The sequence below is a fragment of the Curtobacterium poinsettiae genome (assembly GCF_047226435.1).
In the GTDB taxonomy this organism is placed as follows: domain Bacteria; phylum Actinomycetota; class Actinomycetes; order Actinomycetales; family Microbacteriaceae; genus Curtobacterium; species Curtobacterium poinsettiae.
This window is the reverse complement of the sequence record NZ_CP178434.1, coordinates 1694433-1711803: the sequence shown is the minus strand read 5'-3', so window position 1 is coordinate 1711803 and position 17371 is coordinate 1694433. Positions and strand designations below refer to the sequence as shown.

At 71.0% G+C, this 17371-nt stretch carries 14 protein-coding genes; 6 read left to right on the top strand and 8 right to left on the bottom strand.

What is annotated here, in order from left to right; genetic code table 11:
- Nucleotides 1-84: 84 nt before the first annotated feature.
- Nucleotides 85-1308 carry an alpha/beta fold hydrolase gene (locus tag ACL00U_RS08090; RefSeq protein WP_017886109.1) on the bottom strand — a complete coding sequence of 408 codons (1224 nt, stop codon included), beginning with the start codon at nt 1306-1308 and terminating at the stop codon, nt 85-87.
- 23 nt (nt 1309-1331) lie between these two features.
- On the opposite strand from ACL00U_RS08090, the gene ACL00U_RS08085 reads away from it, so the two are divergent.
- The 4 genes from ACL00U_RS08085 (at nt 1332) to ACL00U_RS08070 (ending at nt 6743) form a co-directional block, all read left to right on the top strand.
- The gene (locus ACL00U_RS08085) at nt 1332-1913 is read left to right on the top strand and encodes a DUF3000 domain-containing protein (protein WP_017886108.1); all 582 of its coding nucleotides are present in this window, start codon (nt 1332-1334) and stop codon (nt 1911-1913) included.
- On the top strand, nt 1910-3253 hold the full coding sequence (locus ACL00U_RS08080; RefSeq protein ID WP_412874042.1) for an HRDC domain-containing protein: 1344 nt from the start codon (nt 1910-1912) through the stop codon (nt 3251-3253). Before ACL00U_RS08085 ends, ACL00U_RS08080 begins: the two co-directional genes overlap by 4 nt.
- Before the next feature lie 128 nt (nt 3254-3381).
- Nucleotides 3382-4602 (top strand): thiolase family protein, encoded by a 1221-nt coding sequence (locus tag ACL00U_RS08075; protein WP_081612195.1) that lies wholly within the window; start codon nt 3382-3384, stop codon nt 4600-4602.
- 2 nt (nt 4603-4604) lie between these two features.
- Nucleotides 4605-6743, top strand: a complete 2139-nt coding sequence (locus ACL00U_RS08070) for a 3-hydroxyacyl-CoA dehydrogenase NAD-binding domain-containing protein (protein WP_412874041.1) — start codon at nt 4605-4607, stop codon at nt 6741-6743.
- A gap of 124 nt (nt 6744-6867) precedes the next feature.
- Here the strand turns inward: ACL00U_RS08070 and dxs are convergent, their stop codons facing one another.
- The 5 genes from dxs to dut all read right to left on the bottom strand — a co-directional run bounded on the left by dxs (nt 6868) and on the right by dut (nt 13903).
- On the bottom strand, nt 6868-8805 hold the full coding sequence (gene dxs / locus ACL00U_RS08065) for a 1-deoxy-D-xylulose-5-phosphate synthase (RefSeq protein WP_412874040.1): 1938 nt from the start codon (nt 8803-8805) through the stop codon (nt 6868-6870).
- Nucleotides 8806-8914: 109 nt separating this feature from the next.
- Complete coding sequence (locus ACL00U_RS08060) at nt 8915-11752, bottom strand: aconitate hydratase (RefSeq protein ID WP_194590857.1); 2838 nt, start codon at nt 11750-11752, stop codon at nt 8915-8917.
- 128 nt (nt 11753-11880) lie between these two features.
- Entirely contained in the window at nt 11881-12660 is a 780-nt protein-coding gene (locus ACL00U_RS08055; RefSeq protein ID WP_412874039.1) for a DUF3159 domain-containing protein, read from the bottom strand.
- Nucleotides 12661-12692: 32 nt separating this feature from the next.
- Nucleotides 12693-13415: a DUF3710 domain-containing protein gene (locus ACL00U_RS08050; RefSeq protein WP_017886101.1), complete on the bottom strand. Its 723-nt coding sequence runs from the start codon at nt 13413-13415 to the stop codon at nt 12693-12695.
- Nucleotides 13412-13903: a dUTP diphosphatase gene (gene dut / locus ACL00U_RS08045; RefSeq protein WP_017886100.1), complete on the bottom strand. Its 492-nt coding sequence runs from the start codon at nt 13901-13903 to the stop codon at nt 13412-13414. Before dut ends, ACL00U_RS08050 begins: the two co-directional genes overlap by 4 nt.
- Nucleotides 13904-13966: 63 nt before the next feature.
- On the opposite strand from dut, the gene ACL00U_RS08040 reads away from it, so the two are divergent.
- Nucleotides 13967-14398 (top strand): DUF3093 domain-containing protein, encoded by a 432-nt coding sequence (locus ACL00U_RS08040; protein ID WP_194590856.1) that lies wholly within the window; start codon nt 13967-13969, stop codon nt 14396-14398.
- 129 nt (nt 14399-14527) lie between these two features.
- Here the strand turns inward: ACL00U_RS08040 and ACL00U_RS08035 are convergent, their stop codons facing one another.
- Complete coding sequence (locus ACL00U_RS08035) at nt 14528-14827, bottom strand: DUF4193 domain-containing protein (RefSeq protein ID WP_017886098.1); 300 nt, start codon at nt 14825-14827, stop codon at nt 14528-14530.
- A 297-nt stretch (nt 14828-15124) separates the two neighbouring features.
- On the opposite strand from ACL00U_RS08035, the gene sepH reads away from it, so the two are divergent.
- Nucleotides 15125-16153: a septation protein SepH gene (gene sepH, locus ACL00U_RS08030; RefSeq protein WP_159556382.1), complete on the top strand. Its 1029-nt coding sequence runs from the start codon at nt 15125-15127 to the stop codon at nt 16151-16153.
- A 31-nt stretch (nt 16154-16184) separates the two neighbouring features.
- Here the strand turns inward: sepH and ACL00U_RS08025 are convergent, their stop codons facing one another.
- Entirely contained in the window at nt 16185-17351 is a 1167-nt protein-coding gene (locus tag ACL00U_RS08025; RefSeq protein ID WP_194590855.1) for an alkaline phosphatase family protein, read from the bottom strand.
- Between the last annotated feature and the right edge of the window lie 20 nt (nt 17352-17371).

Sequence of the window (17371 nt, the reverse complement as noted above, 5' to 3'; positions counted from 1 at the left end):
ACGAAGCGACCGAACGGGAGCAACGACGGACGGGAGGCGCGGTTCCAGCTGGCACCGCGCCTCCCGTCCGTCGTTCGGTCGTCTCTACCGCGCGCTGGCCGCGCCGCGCCGCTGGACCACCTCGGTGAGCCACGCGAGGATCCGGGCGTCGAACCAGTCGGCGTCGTGGTTCCACAGCTTCGTGTGCCGGGCCGTGGTCTGGATCTCGAGCCGGACCAGGTCGGGCCGCGCGCGGGCCAGGTCGTGCGAGGCCGAGGACGGCACGAAGCCGTCGTCGTCGCTGTGCAGCAGCAGGATCGGCACCGTGAGTTCGTCCGCACGGGTGACCATGTCGAGCTCGCGCAGGTCGACGGGCCGCTGCAGCCCGGCCAACCGGTACAGCACGGGCGTGCGGAGCAGGCGCTGTGCGACCTTGCGGACCGGCCGCGGCAGGCGCAGGAGCTGGCTCTGCGACTTCAGGACGGCGTGCCAGTCGACCACGGGTGACTCGAGCACGACCCCGTCGACCAGCCCGGCGAACCGCGAGCGGAGCAGGGTCTGCAACACGACGGCGCCACCCATCGACCAGCCCATCAGCACGACGCTCTGGGCGTCCTGCGCGGTGAGCCAGCGGAGCACGGAGTCGACGTCCTCCCACTCGGTGCTGCCGAGGCCGTAGCGACCGTCGACACTGGGCGGGGCGACGCCGTCGTTCCGCCACGAGGCGAGGACGACCGAGTAGCCGGCGGCGCGGAAGACCGGGACGGCGCGGATGGTCTCGGCGCGGGTGACACCACGGCCGTGCACCAGCACGGCCCACGGGGCGTCCGGATCGTCGGCGCGGACGACCCATGCCGGGGCAGGGCCGTTCGGGGTGGGGATGTCGACGTCCTCGACGGGCACGTCGAGTTCGCCGGGTGTCAGGTAGAACCAGCCGCCCCAGCGACCGCGACGGGCGGCGGTCGGGTCGCCGGCGTCGATGGCGATGATGCGGCGGGTGACGGTGGTGTCGGTCGTGCCGAGCACTTCGCCGACGCGCATGTGTCCGGTGCCGCCGCCGAACCAGAGCGAGTAGCGGCCCTGCAGTTCCGTGTCCGCGGTGCGCTCGATCGTGACGGTCTTCCGGACCGGGTCGACGGCGTGGATCGGCACGCGCTCGTTGCGCTTGCGGTCAGGCGTGACGACGGCGCGGGCGACGGCGGCGACGAAGCCACCGATGACGGCCGTCCCCACCGCTGCTGCTGCCAGACCGGCGCCGAGTGCGATGAACCCGGCCGATCGAGCGGTCTCCTGGACGACGTCCTCGGCGGGTCGCGCGGATCGGGACATGGCCCGGAGCCTAGTCTGCATGTGTGTCCGAAACCCGAGAGCCCGACGCCTTCGCGCGGCTCCGCGCGTTCGTGTCCGGCGGCAGCGGCCGTGCCGAGACCACCGTCACCGAGATCCCCTCGCCGACCCGGATCGCACCGTTCTCGATCGCCCTGGCGGCGGACGTGTCCGGCACCGCGCACGGGGTCGAGTCGGACCTGGGCACCGGGCGCTTCATCGCCCTGTACGACCCGGAAGAACCCGAGGGCTGGGGTGGCGCGTTCCGCGTCGTCTCGTTCGCCCAGGCGCCGCTCGAACCGGAGATCGGCGTCGACGAGTTCGTCGCGGACGTGACGTGGAGCTGGCTCGTCGACGCGCTCGAATCGCACGGTGCGACGTACGACCACGCCTCGGGCACGGCCACCAAGATCATCTCGCGCGGGTACGGCGACCTCGCCGCACAGGGCGACGGCGCCCAGCTGGAACTCCGCGCGTCGTGGACACCACGCGGCGACGACCTCACCGCACACGTCCGGGCCTGGCAGGACATCGTCGCCATGCTCGCCGGTCTGCCTCCCGCATCGGACGGCGTGACCCTGCTGGCCCCGAGGAGGCTCGCCAAGTGACCGATCCCGCTCCCCAGGACGCCGCCAGCCCCGCTGCCGGCTCGGCTGCTCCGGCTGCCGCTGCCGGTTCGACTGCTCCGGCCGCCGCTGCCGGCTCGGCTGCTCCGGCCGCCGCTGCCGGCCCCGCCTTCGAGGCGTCGCACGACGCCGTCAAGGTCATCGACACGCACGACGAGTACCTCGACGCGGTCGCCGCCATCGCCGCCGGGCACGGCCCCGTCGCGGTCGACGCCGAACGCGCCAGCGGCTACCGCTACTCGCAGCGCGCGTACCTGATCCAGGTGTTCCGCCGTGGTGCCGGTGCGTACCTGTTCGACCCGATCCCGATCGGCGACTTCTCCGCCCTGCAGGCCGCCATCGTCGACGAGGAGTGGCTGTTCCACGCCGCCTCGCAGGACCTGCCGTGCCTGCAGGAGGTCGGCCTCGTCCCGACCCGCATCTTCGACACCGAACTCGGCGCCCGCATCGCCGGCTTCCCCCGTGTCGGCCTCGGTGCCGTCGTCGAGCAGTTGCTCGGCATCACCCTGGCGAAGGCGCACTCGGCCGCCGACTGGTCCACCCGTCCCCTGCCCCAGTCGTGGCTCGTCTACGCATCGCTCGACGTCGAGCTGTTGCCCGACCTGCGCGACGCCCTCGCCGAGAAGCTCGACGAGGCCGGCAAGTCCCGCATCGCGGCCGAGGAGTTCGACGCGGTGCTGCACCGTGCACCGAAGCCGGCCCGCGCCGAGCCGTGGCGTCGGTTGTCGGGCATGCACGCGCTCCGTGGTGCCCGCGCCCTGGCGATCGCCCGGTCGCTGTGGCTCGCCCGTGACGAGTACGCCCGACAGGCGGACATCGCCCCGGGCCGCACCATCCCCGACGCCGCGATCGTCGCCGCTGCGGCCGCCGCACCCGAGTCGCGCGCCGAGCTGGGGGCGCTGAAGGCCTTCACGGGCCGCGCCAGCCGTTCCGAGCTCGACCGCTGGTGGGCCGCCGTCGACGAGGGCCGCACCACCGAGGACCTCCCCCGCCTGCGTGGTGCCGGCGAGGCGACGCTCCCGCCGCCGCGCGCCTGGGCCGACCGCAACCCCGCGGCCGACCGCCGGTACAAGGCCGCGCGCGCCGCGGTGACGAAGCGTGCCGAGGAGCTCGACATCCCGCTCGAGAACCTGCTCACGCCGGAGACACTCCGGCTCGTGTCGTGGGCACCGCCGTCGCCGGTGTCGACCGAACTGGTCGGAGCCGCCCTCGCCGAGCACGATGCGCGCCCGTGGCAGGTCGAGGAACTCTCGTCGATCATCGCGTCGGCCTTTGTCGTTGCTGCACAGCGGCCCGCCGCGACGGACGACGACGAGTCGTAGGAACTGCCCAACCGGCATGCGGCCGCCCAGGGTGGGGGCATAGCGTCGGCAGGGTCGCCGGGCGAGGCCCGGCCAGGCCGGAGCGACCTGCGTTCCGGCCCGATCGAAGAGGATCTGGGAGGCCCGGATTGCCAAAGGCATCAGACGTCGTGTTCGTGGACGGCGTTCGCACACCGTTCGGACGAGCCGGCGAGAAGGGGGTGTTCTGGAAGACGCGGTCCGACGACCTCGCGGTGCACGCGATGCGCGGACTGCTCGACCGGAACGACTCCCTCGACACCGCAGCGGTGGACGACGTCGCCGTCGCCGCGACCACGCAGCAGGGTGACCAGGGCCTGACGCTCGGGCGCACGGTCGGCATGCTCGCAGGCCTGCCGAAGTCGGTGCCCGGCTACGCGATCGACCGCATGTGCGCTGGCGCCATGACGAGTGTCACGACGCTCGCGGGTGCCATCGCCTTCGGTGCCGCCGACGTCGCGATCGCCGGTGGGGTCGAGCACATGGGCCGCCACCCGATGGGCTTCAACGCCGACCCCAACCCGCGTTTCGTCGCGGAGCGCATGGTGTCGAGCGACGCCCTCGTCATGGGCGCCACCGCCGAGCGCCTGCACGACCGCTTCCCCGCGATCACGAAGGACCGCACGGACGCCTACGCCGTGCAGTCCCAGCAGCGCTACGCCGCCGCCTGGGCGAACGGCAAGCTGCAGCCCGACGTCATCCCGGTCGAGGTCAACAAGGGCGACGGCTGGGACGTCATCAGCACCGACGAGCCGCCCCGGCCGGGTACCACCCTGGAGGCGCTGGCCGCCTTGAAGACGCCGTTCCGGCCCCACGGACGGGTCACCGCCGGCAACGCAGCCGGACTCAACGACGGCGCGACCATGAGCCTGCTCGCGTCCGAGGACGGTGCGAAGCAGCACGGCCTGTCGACGAAGATGCGCATGGTGTCGTTCGCCTTCGCCGGCGTCGAGCCCGAGGTCATGGGCGTCGGCCCGGTCCCCGCCACCGACAAGGCACTGTCGAAGGCCGGGCTGTCGATCGACGACATCGGCCTGTTCGAGATCAACGAGGCGTTCGCCGTCCAGGTGCTCGCCTTCCTCGACAACTACGGCATCGCCCAGGACTCCCCGAACGTGAACGCGTGGGGCGGCGCCATCGCCGTCGGCCACCCGCTCGCGTCGAGCGGTGTCCGACTCATGAACCAGCTCGCGGCGCAGTTCGCCGAGCGACCGGACGTCAAGTACGGCATCACCACGATGTGCATCGGGCTCGGCCAGGGCGGCACCGTCATCTGGGAGAACCCGAACCACAGCAAGTCGGCCGAGCGCTCCGCTCGGAAGGGGGCGTGACCATGACCATCGTCGACAACGACCGACTGGCCGAACTCAGCGAGGACGAGGTCGTCACGCACTCGTTCGTGAAGCACGTGACCATGCCATCGGGCGGCACGCTGGCACTCATCACGCTCGACAACGGCAAGGACTACAAGCGGCCGAACACCCTCGGGCCCCGCACGCTCCGTGAACTGTCCGGGGTGCTCGACACCCTGCGGACCGAGGCCGCCGCCGGCACGATCCAGGGCGTCGCGATCACCGGCAAGGAGTACTGCTTCGCGGCGGGGGCCGACCTGTCCCAGGCCGCAGCGGTCCCGTCGCGCGAGGCCGCGCACGACCTCGCCGCCCTCGGGCACGCCACACTCCGCAAGTTCGCCGACCTCGGAGTGCCGTCGTTCGCGTTCGTGAACACCCTGGCGCTCGGGGGCGGGCTCGAGATCGCCCTGCACTGCACGTACCGGGCCTTCTCGTCCGCCGCGCAGGGCATCGGCCTGCCCGAGGTGTTCCTCGGCATCATCCCCGGCTGGGGTGGCGCGACACTGCTCCCCCGCCTGATCGGCCCGGAGCGCGCGCTCCGCGTCATCGTCGAGAACCCGCTCAAGAACAACCGCCTGATGGACGGTCCGGCCGCGGTCGAGATCGGCATCGGCGACGTCCTGGTGCCGTCCGTCACGTTCCTGCCCTCGTCCGTTGCCTGGGCCGATCGTGTCATCACCGGCGCGACCAAGGTGGTGCGGAAGAACGAGCCGGGCATGCTCGAGAAGGCGGCATGGGGCACCGTCGTCAAGGTCGCGCGTGGCCAGGTGGCGTCGAAGATCGGCACCGTGCCGAAGTCGCCGTTCCGAGCACTCGACCTGGTGGCCACAGCCAAGTCGGGTTCGCTCGACGAACGGTTCGCCGACGAGGACGACGCCCTCGCCGACCTGCTGTCCGGCGACCAGTTCGCCGCGTCGATGTACGCCTTCGACCTCGTGCAGAAGCGCGCGAGGAAGCCCGTCGGCGCTCCGGAAGGTGTCGAACCGAAGAAGATCACCAAGGTCGGTGTGCTCGGCGCCGGGCTGATGGCCTCCCAGTTCGCGCTGCTCTTCGCCCGCCGTCTCGGGGTCCCCGTGGTCATCACCGACGTCGACCAGTCCCGTGTGGACGCCGGTGTCGAGCGGATCCGCGGCGAGGTCACGAAGCTGCTCGACAGGGGCCGGATCTCCCCCGACGACGCCAACCGCATCACCGCACTCGTCAGCGGGTCGGTGTCGTACGACGACTTCGCCGACGCCGACTGGGTGATCGAGGCCGTCTTCGAGGAGATGACCGTCAAACAAGAGGTCTTCCGGAAGATCGAGCGGGTCATCGCCCCGGACGCCATCCTCGCCACGAACACGTCGTCGCTCTCCGTCGACGAGATGGCGTCGGTCCTGACGAACCCGGAGCGGCTCGTCGGCTTCCACTTCTTCAACCCGGTCGCGGTCATGCCGCTGCTCGAGGTGGTGCGCGCGGCGAAGACCTCGGACGAGGCCCTCGTCACCGCCCTCGCCGTCGCGAAGACCCTGAAGAAGACCGCGGTCATCACCGCGGACCAGCCCGGCTTCGTCGTCAACCGGGTGCTCGCCCGGGTGCTCGGCGAGGCGATGCGCGGCGTCGAGGAAGGCACCTCGTTCGACACCGTCGCCCAGGGTGCCGCACCGCTCGGCCTGCCGATGTCGCCGTTCGAGCTGCTCGAGCTCGTCGGGCTGCCGGTCGGTGCGCACGTGCTCGACTCGCACCACGCCGCCTGGCCGGAGCGCTTCTACCCCGGCGACGGCCTGAAGAAGATCGCTGAGCACGGGACGATCCTGACCCGCGACAAGAAGGGCAACGCGACCGGGTACGACCCCGCCGCCGTGAAGCTCGTCGCACCGTCCAAGATGGACGCGAAGCCCGTCGACGCCGCCGAGATGCAGCGCCGGTTCGAGGACGCCCTGGCCGACGAGCTGCACCGCATGCTCGAGGACAAGGTCGTCGAGCACGTCGAGGAGATCGACCTCGGGCTCATCCTCGGCGCTGGCTACCCGTTCCAGGCCGGTGGGATCAGCCCGTACCTCGACCGCTCCGGTGCCTCCGAGCGTGTCTTCGGCGGCACGTTCCACGAGCCCCGGATCGTCGGCCCCGCTTCCCGCTAGGCCCAGTACGCAAAACACCGGTGTTCGCGCACCGAACACCCGCAAACCGCGGAGTGCAGCGCGAACACCGGTGTTTTGCTGACCGGACCCGGACCCGGACCCGGACCGGACCCGGGCCGAGCGGTCAGCGGTCGGACGCGGCCGACTCGCGGGAGCGCGCGGGCTTCGCCTGCGGCAGCTTCGTCCCGACGACCTGGTCGATGACGTCGCGGGCGATGGCCTGCGCCGTCAGCCCAGCGTCGGCGAGGATCTGGGACCGCGTCGCGTGGTCGATGAACGCGTCGGGCAGCCCGAGCTCGTTCACCCCGGTGTCGCCCCCAGCGGCACGCAGGTCCTGCCGCAGCCGGGTCCCGACGCCGCCGACGCGCACACCGTCCTCGATCGTGATGACGAGCCGGTGTGAGCGCGACAGTTCGATGAGCGAACCCGGGATCGGGACCACCCAGCGCGGGTCCACGACGGTGACGCCGATGCCCTGCGCCTCGAGCAGCGCCGCGGCCTCGAGTGCCACCGGCACCATGGACCCGACGGCGACGAAGAGGACGTCCTCGACGTCGTCCGCGGCGGCGTGCAGCACGTCCACACCGTCGGGGAGACGACGGACCGCGGGGATGTCCGGCCCGACCTGCCCCTTCGACCACCGCAGCACGGTGGGGGCATCGTCGACGGCGATCGCCTCGCGGAACTCCTCACGCAGTGTCGCGGCGTCGCGTGGTGCGGCGATCCGGATCCCCGGCACGACCTGCAGCAGTGCGAGGTCCCACATGCCGTGGTGCGACGGGCCGTCCGGACCGGTGATGCCGGCACGGTCGAGCACGAACGTCACGCCGGCCCTGTGCAGGGCGACGTCCATCAGCACCTGGTCGAACGCCCGGTTCAGGAACGTCGCGTAGAGCGCCACGACCGGGTGGAGTCCCCCGTACGCCAGGCCCGCGGCGGTCGTCACGGCGTGCTGCTCGGCGATGCCGACGTCGTACACGCGGTCGGGGTGCTGCTCCTGGAACAGGTGCAGCCCGGTCGGCCGGAGCATCGCCGCCGTGATCGCGACGATCCGAGGGTCCGAGGCGCCGGCCTCGGCCAGGGAGGACGCGAACACCGAGGTCCACGAGGGGCCCGACGCGGCGTCGAGCGACTCGCCCGTCTCCGGGTCGATGTGGCCGACGGCGTGGAACTGGTCGGCCTGGTCGCGCAGGGCGGGCTCGAAGCCGTGGCCCTTCTCCGTGATGACGTGCACGATCACGGGAGCGCCGTACTCCTTGGCCTGCCGGAGCGCAGCCTCCATCGCCTGCTGGTCGTGCCCGTTCACCGGGCCGATGTACTTGATGTCGAGGTTCGAGTACAGCGCCTCGTTGTTCGTCAGTCGCGACAGGAAGCCGTGCAGGCCCCCGCGCATGCCGCGGTACACCGCACGACCCGGAGCACCGAACCGCGCCGCCACGGCCTGCGTGCTCTCGTACAGGGCCCGGTACTCGCGGCGGGTGCGCACGGAACTCAGGAACCGCGCCATGCCACCGATGGTCGGGGCGTACGAGCGGCCGTTGTCGTTGACGACGATGACCAGGCGCCGGTCGTTGTCGTCGGAGATGTTGTTGAGCGCCTCCCACGTCATCCCACCGGTGAGCGCGCCGTCCCCCACCACCGCGACGACGGTGCGGTCGGTCTGGCCGGTCTGCCCGAACGCGCGGGAGATGCCGTCCGCCCACGACAACGACGACGACGCGTGCGAGGACTCGACGATGTCGTGCTCGGACTCGCTGCGCTGCGGGTAGCCGGCGATGCCACCGCGTTCGCGCAGCTTGGAGAAGTCCTGCCGCCCGGTGACGAGCTTGTGCACGTACGACTGGTGCCCGGTGTCGAAGACGAAGGGGTCGTTCGGCGAGTCGAACACGCGGTGCATCGCGAGCGTCAGCTCGACGACACCCAGGTTCGGCCCGAGGTGCCCACCCGTCTTCGCGACCTCGGCGACCAGGAAGCGTCGGATCTCGGCGGCGAGGTCGGTCATCTGCGCGTCGGAGAGACGCTTCAGGTCGCGCGGCGACGTGATGCTGCTGAGCAGGCTCACGAGCGCTCCTTTCGTGGGGCTGTCGGCCCACTCTATGCGCGTAGGGACAGAACAGACTGGAGGCGCGGTGCCAGCTGGCACCGCGCCTCCAGGCAGTATCTGGGTCGCGTCAGACGAGCGAGCGGAGCACGTACTGCAGGATGCCGCCGTTGCGGTAGTAGTCGGCCTCACCGGGGGTGTCGATGCGGACGACCGCGTCGAACTCCACCGGCTGCTTGCCGGCGGGCGAGTGCTCGCTCGGCGTCGCGGTGACGTGCACGGTCTTCGGGGTGCGGCCCTCGTTCAGCTCGGTCAGCCCGGAGATCGACACGACCTCGGTGCCGTCGAGGCCGAGGGACTCGACCGTCTCGCCCGCCGGGAACTGCAGCGGGACGACGCCCATGCCGATGAGGTTCGAGCGGTGGATCCGCTCGAAGCTCTCGGTGATGACCGCACGGACACCGAGCAGGTTCGTGCCCTTCGCCGCCCAGTCACGGGACGAACCGGAGCCGTACTCCTTGCCGCCGAAGATGACGAGCGGGATGCCCTGCTCCTGGTAGTGCTCCGAGGCGTCGTAGATGAACGACTGCTCGCCGTCCGGCGTCGTGAAGTCACGGGTGTACCCGCCCTCGACGCCGTCCAGCAGCTGGTTGCGCAGACGGATGTTCGCGAACGTGCCGCGGATCATGACCTCGTGGTTGCCGCGACGCGAGCCGTAGGAGTTGAAGTCCTTGCGGTCGACGCCGTGCTCGGCGAGGTACTGACCGGCGGGGCTGTCGGCCTTGATCGAACCGGCCGGCGAGATGTGGTCGGTCGTGACCGAGTCGCCGAGCTTCGCGAGCACGCGGGCACCGGAGATGTCCGCCACCGCGTCGGGCTGCATCGTCATGCCCTCGAAGTACGGGGGCTTCCGGACGTAGGTCGACTCCTGGTCCCACTCGAAGGTGTCGCCCGTCGGGGTCGGCAGGTTCTTCCAGCGGTCGTCGCCCTCGAACACGGAGCCGTACTCGTGGGTGAACATCTCGGTGTCGATCGAGGTGTCGATGACCTGCTGCACCTCGGCCGCGTCGGGCCAGATGTCGGTCAGGTAGACGTCGTTGCCGTCCTGGTCGGTGCCCAGTGCGTCCTTGTCGAAGTCGAAGTGCATCGACCCGGCGAGGGCGTACGCGATGACCAGCGGCGGGGACGCCAGGTAGTTCATCTTCACGTCGGGGTTGATGCGGCCCTCGAAGTTGCGGTTGCCCGAGAGCACCGCGGTGACGGCGAGGTCGTTGTCCTGCACGGCCTGCGAGATCTCCTCGGGCAGGGGGCCGGAGTTGCCGATGCAGGTCGTGCAGCCGTAGCCGACCGTGTAGAAGCCGAGCTGCTCGAGGTAGGTGGTGAGACCGGCCTTCTCGTAGTAGTCGGTGACGACCTTCGACCCCGGCGCGAGGGTGGTCTTCACCCAGGGCTTCGCGGTGAGGCCCTTCTGCGCGGCGTTCCGGGCGAGGATGCCAGCGGCCATCATGACCGACGGGTTCGACGTGTTCGTGCACGACGTGATCGCGGCGATCGCCACGGCACCGTGGTCGATCGTGAACGTGTCGCCGTCGGCGATGGCGACCGAGGTCGGCTTCGAGACGGTGCCGGGCGCGCTCGAAGCGTGCACGGGGACCTCGGACCCGGGGGCGTCCTGCAGGTCGTCCACGGCGTGCTCGTCACCGGGGGCCGCGGCCACCGGGTCGGACGCCGGGAACGTGTCGGCGACGGCCTTGTCCTCTTCGCTGTGGTCGATGCTCGCGTAGTTGGCGAGGTCGACCTCGAACTGGTCCTTGGCCTTCGACAGCTCGATGCGGTCCTGCGGACGCTTCGGGCCCGAGATGGAGGGCACGACCGTGGACAGGTCGAGCTCCATGTACTCGGAGTAGTTGGGCTCGACCGAGGCGTCGTGCCACAGGCCCTGGGCCTTGGAGTACGCCTCGACCAGGGCGATCTGCGCCTCGTCGCGACCGGTCAGGCGCAGGTAGTCGAGCGTGACGTCGTCGACCGGGAAGATCGCCGCGGTGGAACCGAACTCGGGCGACATGTTGCCGATGGTGGCGCGGTTGGCGAGCGGGACGGCGCTGACGCCCTCGCCGTAGAACTCGACGAACTTGCCGACGACGCCGTGCTTGCGGAGCTCCTGCGTGATGGTGAGCACCACGTCGGTCGCGGTCACGCCGGCGGGGATCTCGCCGGAGAGCTTGAAGCCGACGACCTTCGGGATGAGCATCGACACGGGCTGGCCGAGCATCGCGGCCTCGGCCTCGATGCCGCCGACGCCCCAGCCGAGCACGCCGAGGCCGTTCACCATCGTGGTGTGCGAGTCGGTGCCGACCAGGGTGTCCGGGTACGCGTAGGTCTCACCGTCGAAGTCACGCGTGTAGGTGACCTTCGCCAGGTACTCGATGTTCACCTGGTGCACGATGCCGGTGCCGGGCGGGACGACCTTGAAGTCCTCGAACGCGGTCTGGCCCCAGCGGAGGAACTGGTAGCGCTCACCGTTCCGCTCGTACTCCAGGTCGGTGTTGCGCTGCAGGGCGTCCGTGCTGCCGAACAGGTCGGCGATGACGGAGTGGTCGATGACCATCTCGGCCGGCGACAGCGGGTTGATCTTGTTCGGGTCGCCGCCGATGTCCGCCATGGCCTCGCGCATGGTGGCGAGGTCGACGATGCACGGCACACCCGTGAAGTCCTGCATGACGACGCGCGCCGGCGAGAACTGGATCTCGGTGTCGGGTTCGGCGTCGGGACGCCAGGAGCCGAGCGCCCGGATCTGCCCCTCGGTGACGTTCTTGCCGTCCTCGGTGCGGAGGAGGTTCTCGAGCAGCACCTTCAGGCTGTAGGGCAACTTCTCGTGCCCGGGAACCGAGTCGATCCGGTGGATCGCGTAGTCGACACCCCCAACCGACAGTGTGTCCTTCGAGCCGAAGCTATTGACTGCAGCCACCGTGCCGCCTCCCTACTGATCGGTTTGCCCTCATCCTCGCGGGCCGTGGACCGTCCCACCAGCAAGGCAAACCTAATCCCGCGGACACGTGCGCGCCCGGCAGGAACTATCTTGATGTCGAGAGAACTCTACACCGCGGCGACGTCGTCGCGTCGGACGAACACGGTGCGGACCAGCAGCCACGTCACCCAGAGCACCGCCGCGTACAGCGGCACGCCGAGGATGAGCTTCAGCCCGGCGAGCAGTTCGACCTGCGCTGTCAGGTAGAGCGGGACCTCCACCGCGAGCCGGACGGCGAACAGGCCGACCCATATCCAGGTGGCGACCGTCAGGACCCGCCGCTTGACCGGGTCGGCACGCCAGTCGACGTGCGAGCCGTCCTCGTTCGCGGGCAGCAGGAAGCCGGCGACGAGCCCGATGAGCGGCCAGCGGATCGCCAGCGTGATCAGCAGCCCGACGAGCCAGACCGCGTTGATGATGATGCCGGGGATGAAGTTGCTCTCCGCGCGGCCGGTGATGAGCGCGAGGCCGGCCGAGACCGCGACGCCGAGGATGCCCGCGAACGACATCGTCACCGACTGCCGCTGCACCAGCCGGAGCACCACGAACACCAGGCCGACGACCACCGGGATCACGACGCTGGGCACGAGCTCCTTCGTGATCGCGTAGACGACCAGGAACGCGAACCCGGGCAGCACCGACTCGGCGAGCCCACGAACCCCGCCGACCGCGCCCAGCAGGGCCCGACCGGACGGTGCCTCGCCGGGCGCGACGCGGGCGATGCCGGCGTTCTGCACCGCGTCACGGAACTGCGCGGAGAACGACGGCGCCACCGACGACTCAGCTGCCGGTGCAGCGGGGTCGGGGCCAGCCGTCTCGGGTCGTGGGGTGTCGTCGTGGTCCGGCACCGTGCCTCCAGGCGGGGTTGCTCGTCAGGCCGTCAGATCGCGGTCTGCGTCGACTTGGGCATGTGCAGCGGGATGAGGTCGCGCGGCGGCATCGGCGTCGTGCCGCGCACGACGACGACGCTGCGGAACAGCTCCTCGATCTCGCTGGCGTCGTCGGGCTGCTCGGCGGCCTTGCCGGCGATCACGCCGCGCAGGAACCAGCGCGGGCCGTCGACGCCGACGAAGCGGGCCGGACGGGAACCGGCGGTGCCGCCGTCACCATCCACGGCGACCGGCACGGACGCCCGGAGCTCGGGGCCGAACGGGCCGTCGACCTCGGTCACGACACCGCCCTGGCGCTCGATCTGCTCGGCGATCTGGGCGCGGATCTCGTGCCACAGGCCGGTGGACCGGGGCGCGGCGAACGGCTGGACCTGCAGCGTGGAGTCGTCGTAGTCGAGCCCGACCGCGACGACGCGCTGCGAGCCCTCCTCGACCTCGAGGCGCAGGTGCAGGCCCTCACGCGGGAGCACCTTCACCCCGCCCAGGTCGACGTAGGGGCGGACCAGGTTCGCCTCGGTCTCGTCGTGGGGGCCGTTCTCGGCCCGGTCGTCCGGAGCGGACTTGTCCGTCGGGGCGACCGCGTCGACCTCGTCGTGGTCCGCGTCTGCATCGGTCGCGATGTCGACCTCGGGGGACGTGTCCGCGACCTCGATGTCGTCGGCGACGGCGTCCGCCACCTCGACCTCGTCCTGCTTGCGTCGGCCGAACTTCATGCGCGCGTCCCTTCCTGAGCGTCTGCGGCGGCACCGTGCACGGCGCCGCTCCGGTCACCGTAGCCCGACGAGCCGAACCCGCCCTGTCCGCGGACGCTGTCCGGCAGCTCGTCGACCCGGGTGTAGGTCACCTGCGGCACCGGCATCACGATCAACTGGGCGATGCGGTCGCCCACGTGGACCTCGTACGGTTCCGTCTGGTCCGTGTTGAGCAGCGCGACCTTGATCTCGCCGCGGTAGCCGGAGTCGACGGTGCCGGGGCTGTTCACGATCGTGATGCCGTGCTTCGCCGCCAGGCCGCTGCGCGGGACCACGAACGCGGCGTACCCCTCGGGCAGCGCGATCCGCAGTCCGGTGGCGGCCAGGTGTCGCTCGCCCGGCTGCAGCACGAAGGCCTCGGTGGAGACGAGATCGGCACCCGCGTCGCCGGGGTGGGCGTGGCCGGGAGCGTGCTCCCCGGTCCAGAGGACGTCGACTGGTTCGGTCACGTGACGAGGGTAGTGCAGCCGTGACCGTTCCGTGACCTCGTCCGCTCGTGATCGAATGGACCCGTGACCCTGTACCGCGAACGACTCTGGGCCCCGCCCGCCCTGTACCTGGCGACGGCGCTCGTGATCCCCGCCACCCTGCTCGTCTTCCTCCCCATCAGCGTCCTGGCCGGCGTCCTCGTGGCGATCGGGATGGAGCTCGGGGTCCTCGTGCTCCTGTGGGTACTCGCACCCACCATCGAGGTCACCGACACCGAGTTCCGCGCGGGCAAGGCACACCTCCCCCGGACGCTCGTGGGCACGACCGAGGCGTTCGAGGGCACGGCGGCCACCGAGCAGCGCGGCCCGGCACTCGACGCCCGCGCCTGGACCCTCTTCCGCGGCTACGTGCGGGGGGTCGTCAAGGTCGAGGTGCGCGACGACGCCGACCCGACGCCCTACTGGCTGATCAGCGTCCGCCACCCGGGCAAGGTCGTCGAGGCGCTGCGGTCCTGACGGACCATGGGCAACGGCCCTGGAGGCGCGGCTCGGCCCCGCCTCGCAGCCCACGACGAAGGCCCCGCATCCCATCGGGATGCGGGGCCTTCGCTGATCGTTGCGTCGAGGACGACGCGGCTGTGCTCGCTAGAGCGACGCGCACTCCGCGCAGACCGGTCCGAGCTTCGACTCGTGGTCGAGCTGGGAACGGTGCTTCACGAGGAAGCACTCGACGCAGGTGAACTCATCGACCTGCGGGGGCAGCACCACGACGTCGAGGTCGACGTCGCTGAGGTCCTGCCCGGCGAGTTCGAAGCTGCCGGGGTTGTCGGAATCATCGTCGACGACCCCCGACATCTTGTCGGGAACGCGCTCCTTGAGGGCCTCGATCGACTCTGAGTCAGAGTTGTCGTCGGTCTTCCGGGGGGCGTCGTAATCGGTGGCCATGCCCATCCATTCTCGTATCGAGAGGTCGTCGCCGGGTGATCGGCGGCGACAGTTTGCACCACGCCCCGCCGATGCGCAAACCGAGTGCTGCGGCGGGTCGTGCTGGCTGTGCAACCGGTGACCCGAACCGGACATTCCCGACACCCGTTGCCGGGCTCCGGCGCGCTCTCGGATCGGCCTGCGGATGTGCGCGGCACGCCCGTGCGCCTCCCCGGAAACCGTCCGTCCTCCCTGCATACTCACGGGGTACGACAGCAGGACCGTACGCGACGCTGGGAAGGCGGAACCATGCAAGACGTGAGAGTCATCGGAGTCGAGTCCGGCGCACTCCTCCTGGCGACCGACGGCGGCACCGAGTTCCGGTTGCCCGTCTCGTCGTCGCTGGCGGGTCAGGTGCGCCAGGCGAACCCCGACGCCGGTCCGCAGAAGCGGGTCTCCCCCAAGGACGTCCAGGCACGGATCCGCGGTGGCGCCGACGCCGCCGACGTGGCTGCCGCGCTCGACGTCGACGTCGAGTACGTCCGTCGCTTCGAGGGTCCGGTCCTGGCGGAGCGGGCCTTCATCCTCGACGCCTCGCACCGCGTCCCGGTCACCCCGGTCGACGACGAGGCCCCCGACACCTTCGGTCCCGCGATCACCGCGAAGCTCGAGGCCGGCGAGGCCACCGCGATCACCTGGGGCTCCTGGAAGCACCCGGAGAGCGGCTGGCAGGTCCGCGTCCGCTACACCGCGGGCGAGGTCGAGCACGACGCCCAGTGGCGTTTCGACCCGAAGACCTCGACCCTCGCGCCCGACAACGGTGACGCCCACCGGCTGTCGCACACCGACGACGAGGGCATCGCCCCGCGCCTGCGTGCGGTCGAGTTCGAGCAGCAGGACGACGACGGCACCCGCTTCGACTCCGGAGCCTTCCGCGTCGACGAGCCGGAGCAGCCGGCCGCCGAGCCCGAACCGTCCCAGCACGCACCGCTCCGTGCGCCGCTGCCCCGCATCGGCCAGGCCACCGTGGAAGAGCGTGCTCCCGGCAACGAGACCGCCGACCTGCTCGAGGCGCTGCGCCGTCGCCGTGGTGAGCGTGAGGCCGCGTCCTTCGGCGAACAGCGTGACGAGCCCGCCCGCGGGACCTCGATCAGCGTCGTCGACATCCCGCTGCAGGGCTTCGAGGACGGCGGCGCGAACGACACCGCACCGCAGTCGACCGACGGCCGTCCGGCCTCGGCGCCGGAGCCCGAGAGCCGTGGCGAACGCAAGAAGCGCAGCCGCCGCTCGATGCCGAGCTGGGACGAGATCGTCTTCGGCACCCGCCCGGACGACGACCCCGCCTGATCCGGACGACCGCGCGTCGGCGCCGACGCCCCTAGTGGGCGAAGGCGCCGGCGAGCCGGAGCGGGACGATCGTCTCCTCGTCGGTCATCGCGCCGTGCTGGCCGATCATGCGCTTCGGTGTCTCGTCCTCGCGCAGGGCTCGGTCGTCGTTGAACGCCCACGAGCCTCGCGCCACGACGAGCACGTCACCGATCCGCGGCACCACCTCGTCGGACACCTGCCCGAACCACCCGGCCTCGATCGCCTCGGCACGGCTGGCGACGGACGCCTTCTTGCCGTAGCGCGCCCGGAACGCGCCGACGAGGGCGCGGACGTCGGTGCCCGGTGCGACCGTGAGCTGTCGGCAGCGCGGGTCTCCTGCGACACCGACGACGTCGGTGAGCAGCAGCGGGTCGATTGCGATGTTCGCGTGGTCCGGCACGTCGAGCACACCGTGGTCCGCCGTCACCAGGACCCCCACGTCGTCGGCGCTGCGGGCATCGAGGCGGGCGAGTTCCCCGTCGAGCAACTCGAGCGCGGCCGTCCACCGGTCGGACTGCCAGCCGGACTTGTGGCCGATCGAGTCGAGCTCCGGCACGTACAGGTAGACGAACGACCGGCCGGAGTCCGTCTCGGCCAGGGCGGCGTCGACCCGCTGGGCGATCGAGTCCGCCGACACGTACCGCGCACCGCCGAGCACGTTCGCGGTCATCCCGGACGATCGGTACCGGTCCGGCCCGACGACGACCGGGTCGAGTCCGAGCTCAGCCGCCCGGGTGAACAGCGTATGCGTCAGGAACCAGTCGGCGGGCACCTCGGTGTCCCAGCCTCCGAGCAGGTTCATCACGGCACCGGTGTCCGGGTTCCAGCCGCTGTACCCGATCACCCCGTGGGTGCCGGGCGAACGGCCCGTCGTGAGCGTGCTCAGTGCGGCCGCGGTCGTGGTCGGGAACCCGCTCCGCAGCTTCTTCGCGGTGCCGGTGCCCTTCGCGCCGGTCAGCCAGCGGGCGTGCCCGGCGCGCGCGGACAGCGCGGCGGACCCGAGGCCGTCGACCAGCACGACGATCGCCGAGCGGGCGGGGCGGAGGGTGATCCGGGCCTCCAGGCCGTTGCCACGCAACCACGCATCGTCCGCAGCACCGAGCGCGACGAGGCAACTCGGGAAGACGTCGGCGAGGTTCGCGACGCCGTCGGGGGCCGTCGGTACGCTTGTTCCCATTCCACGAGTCTTCCAGACGA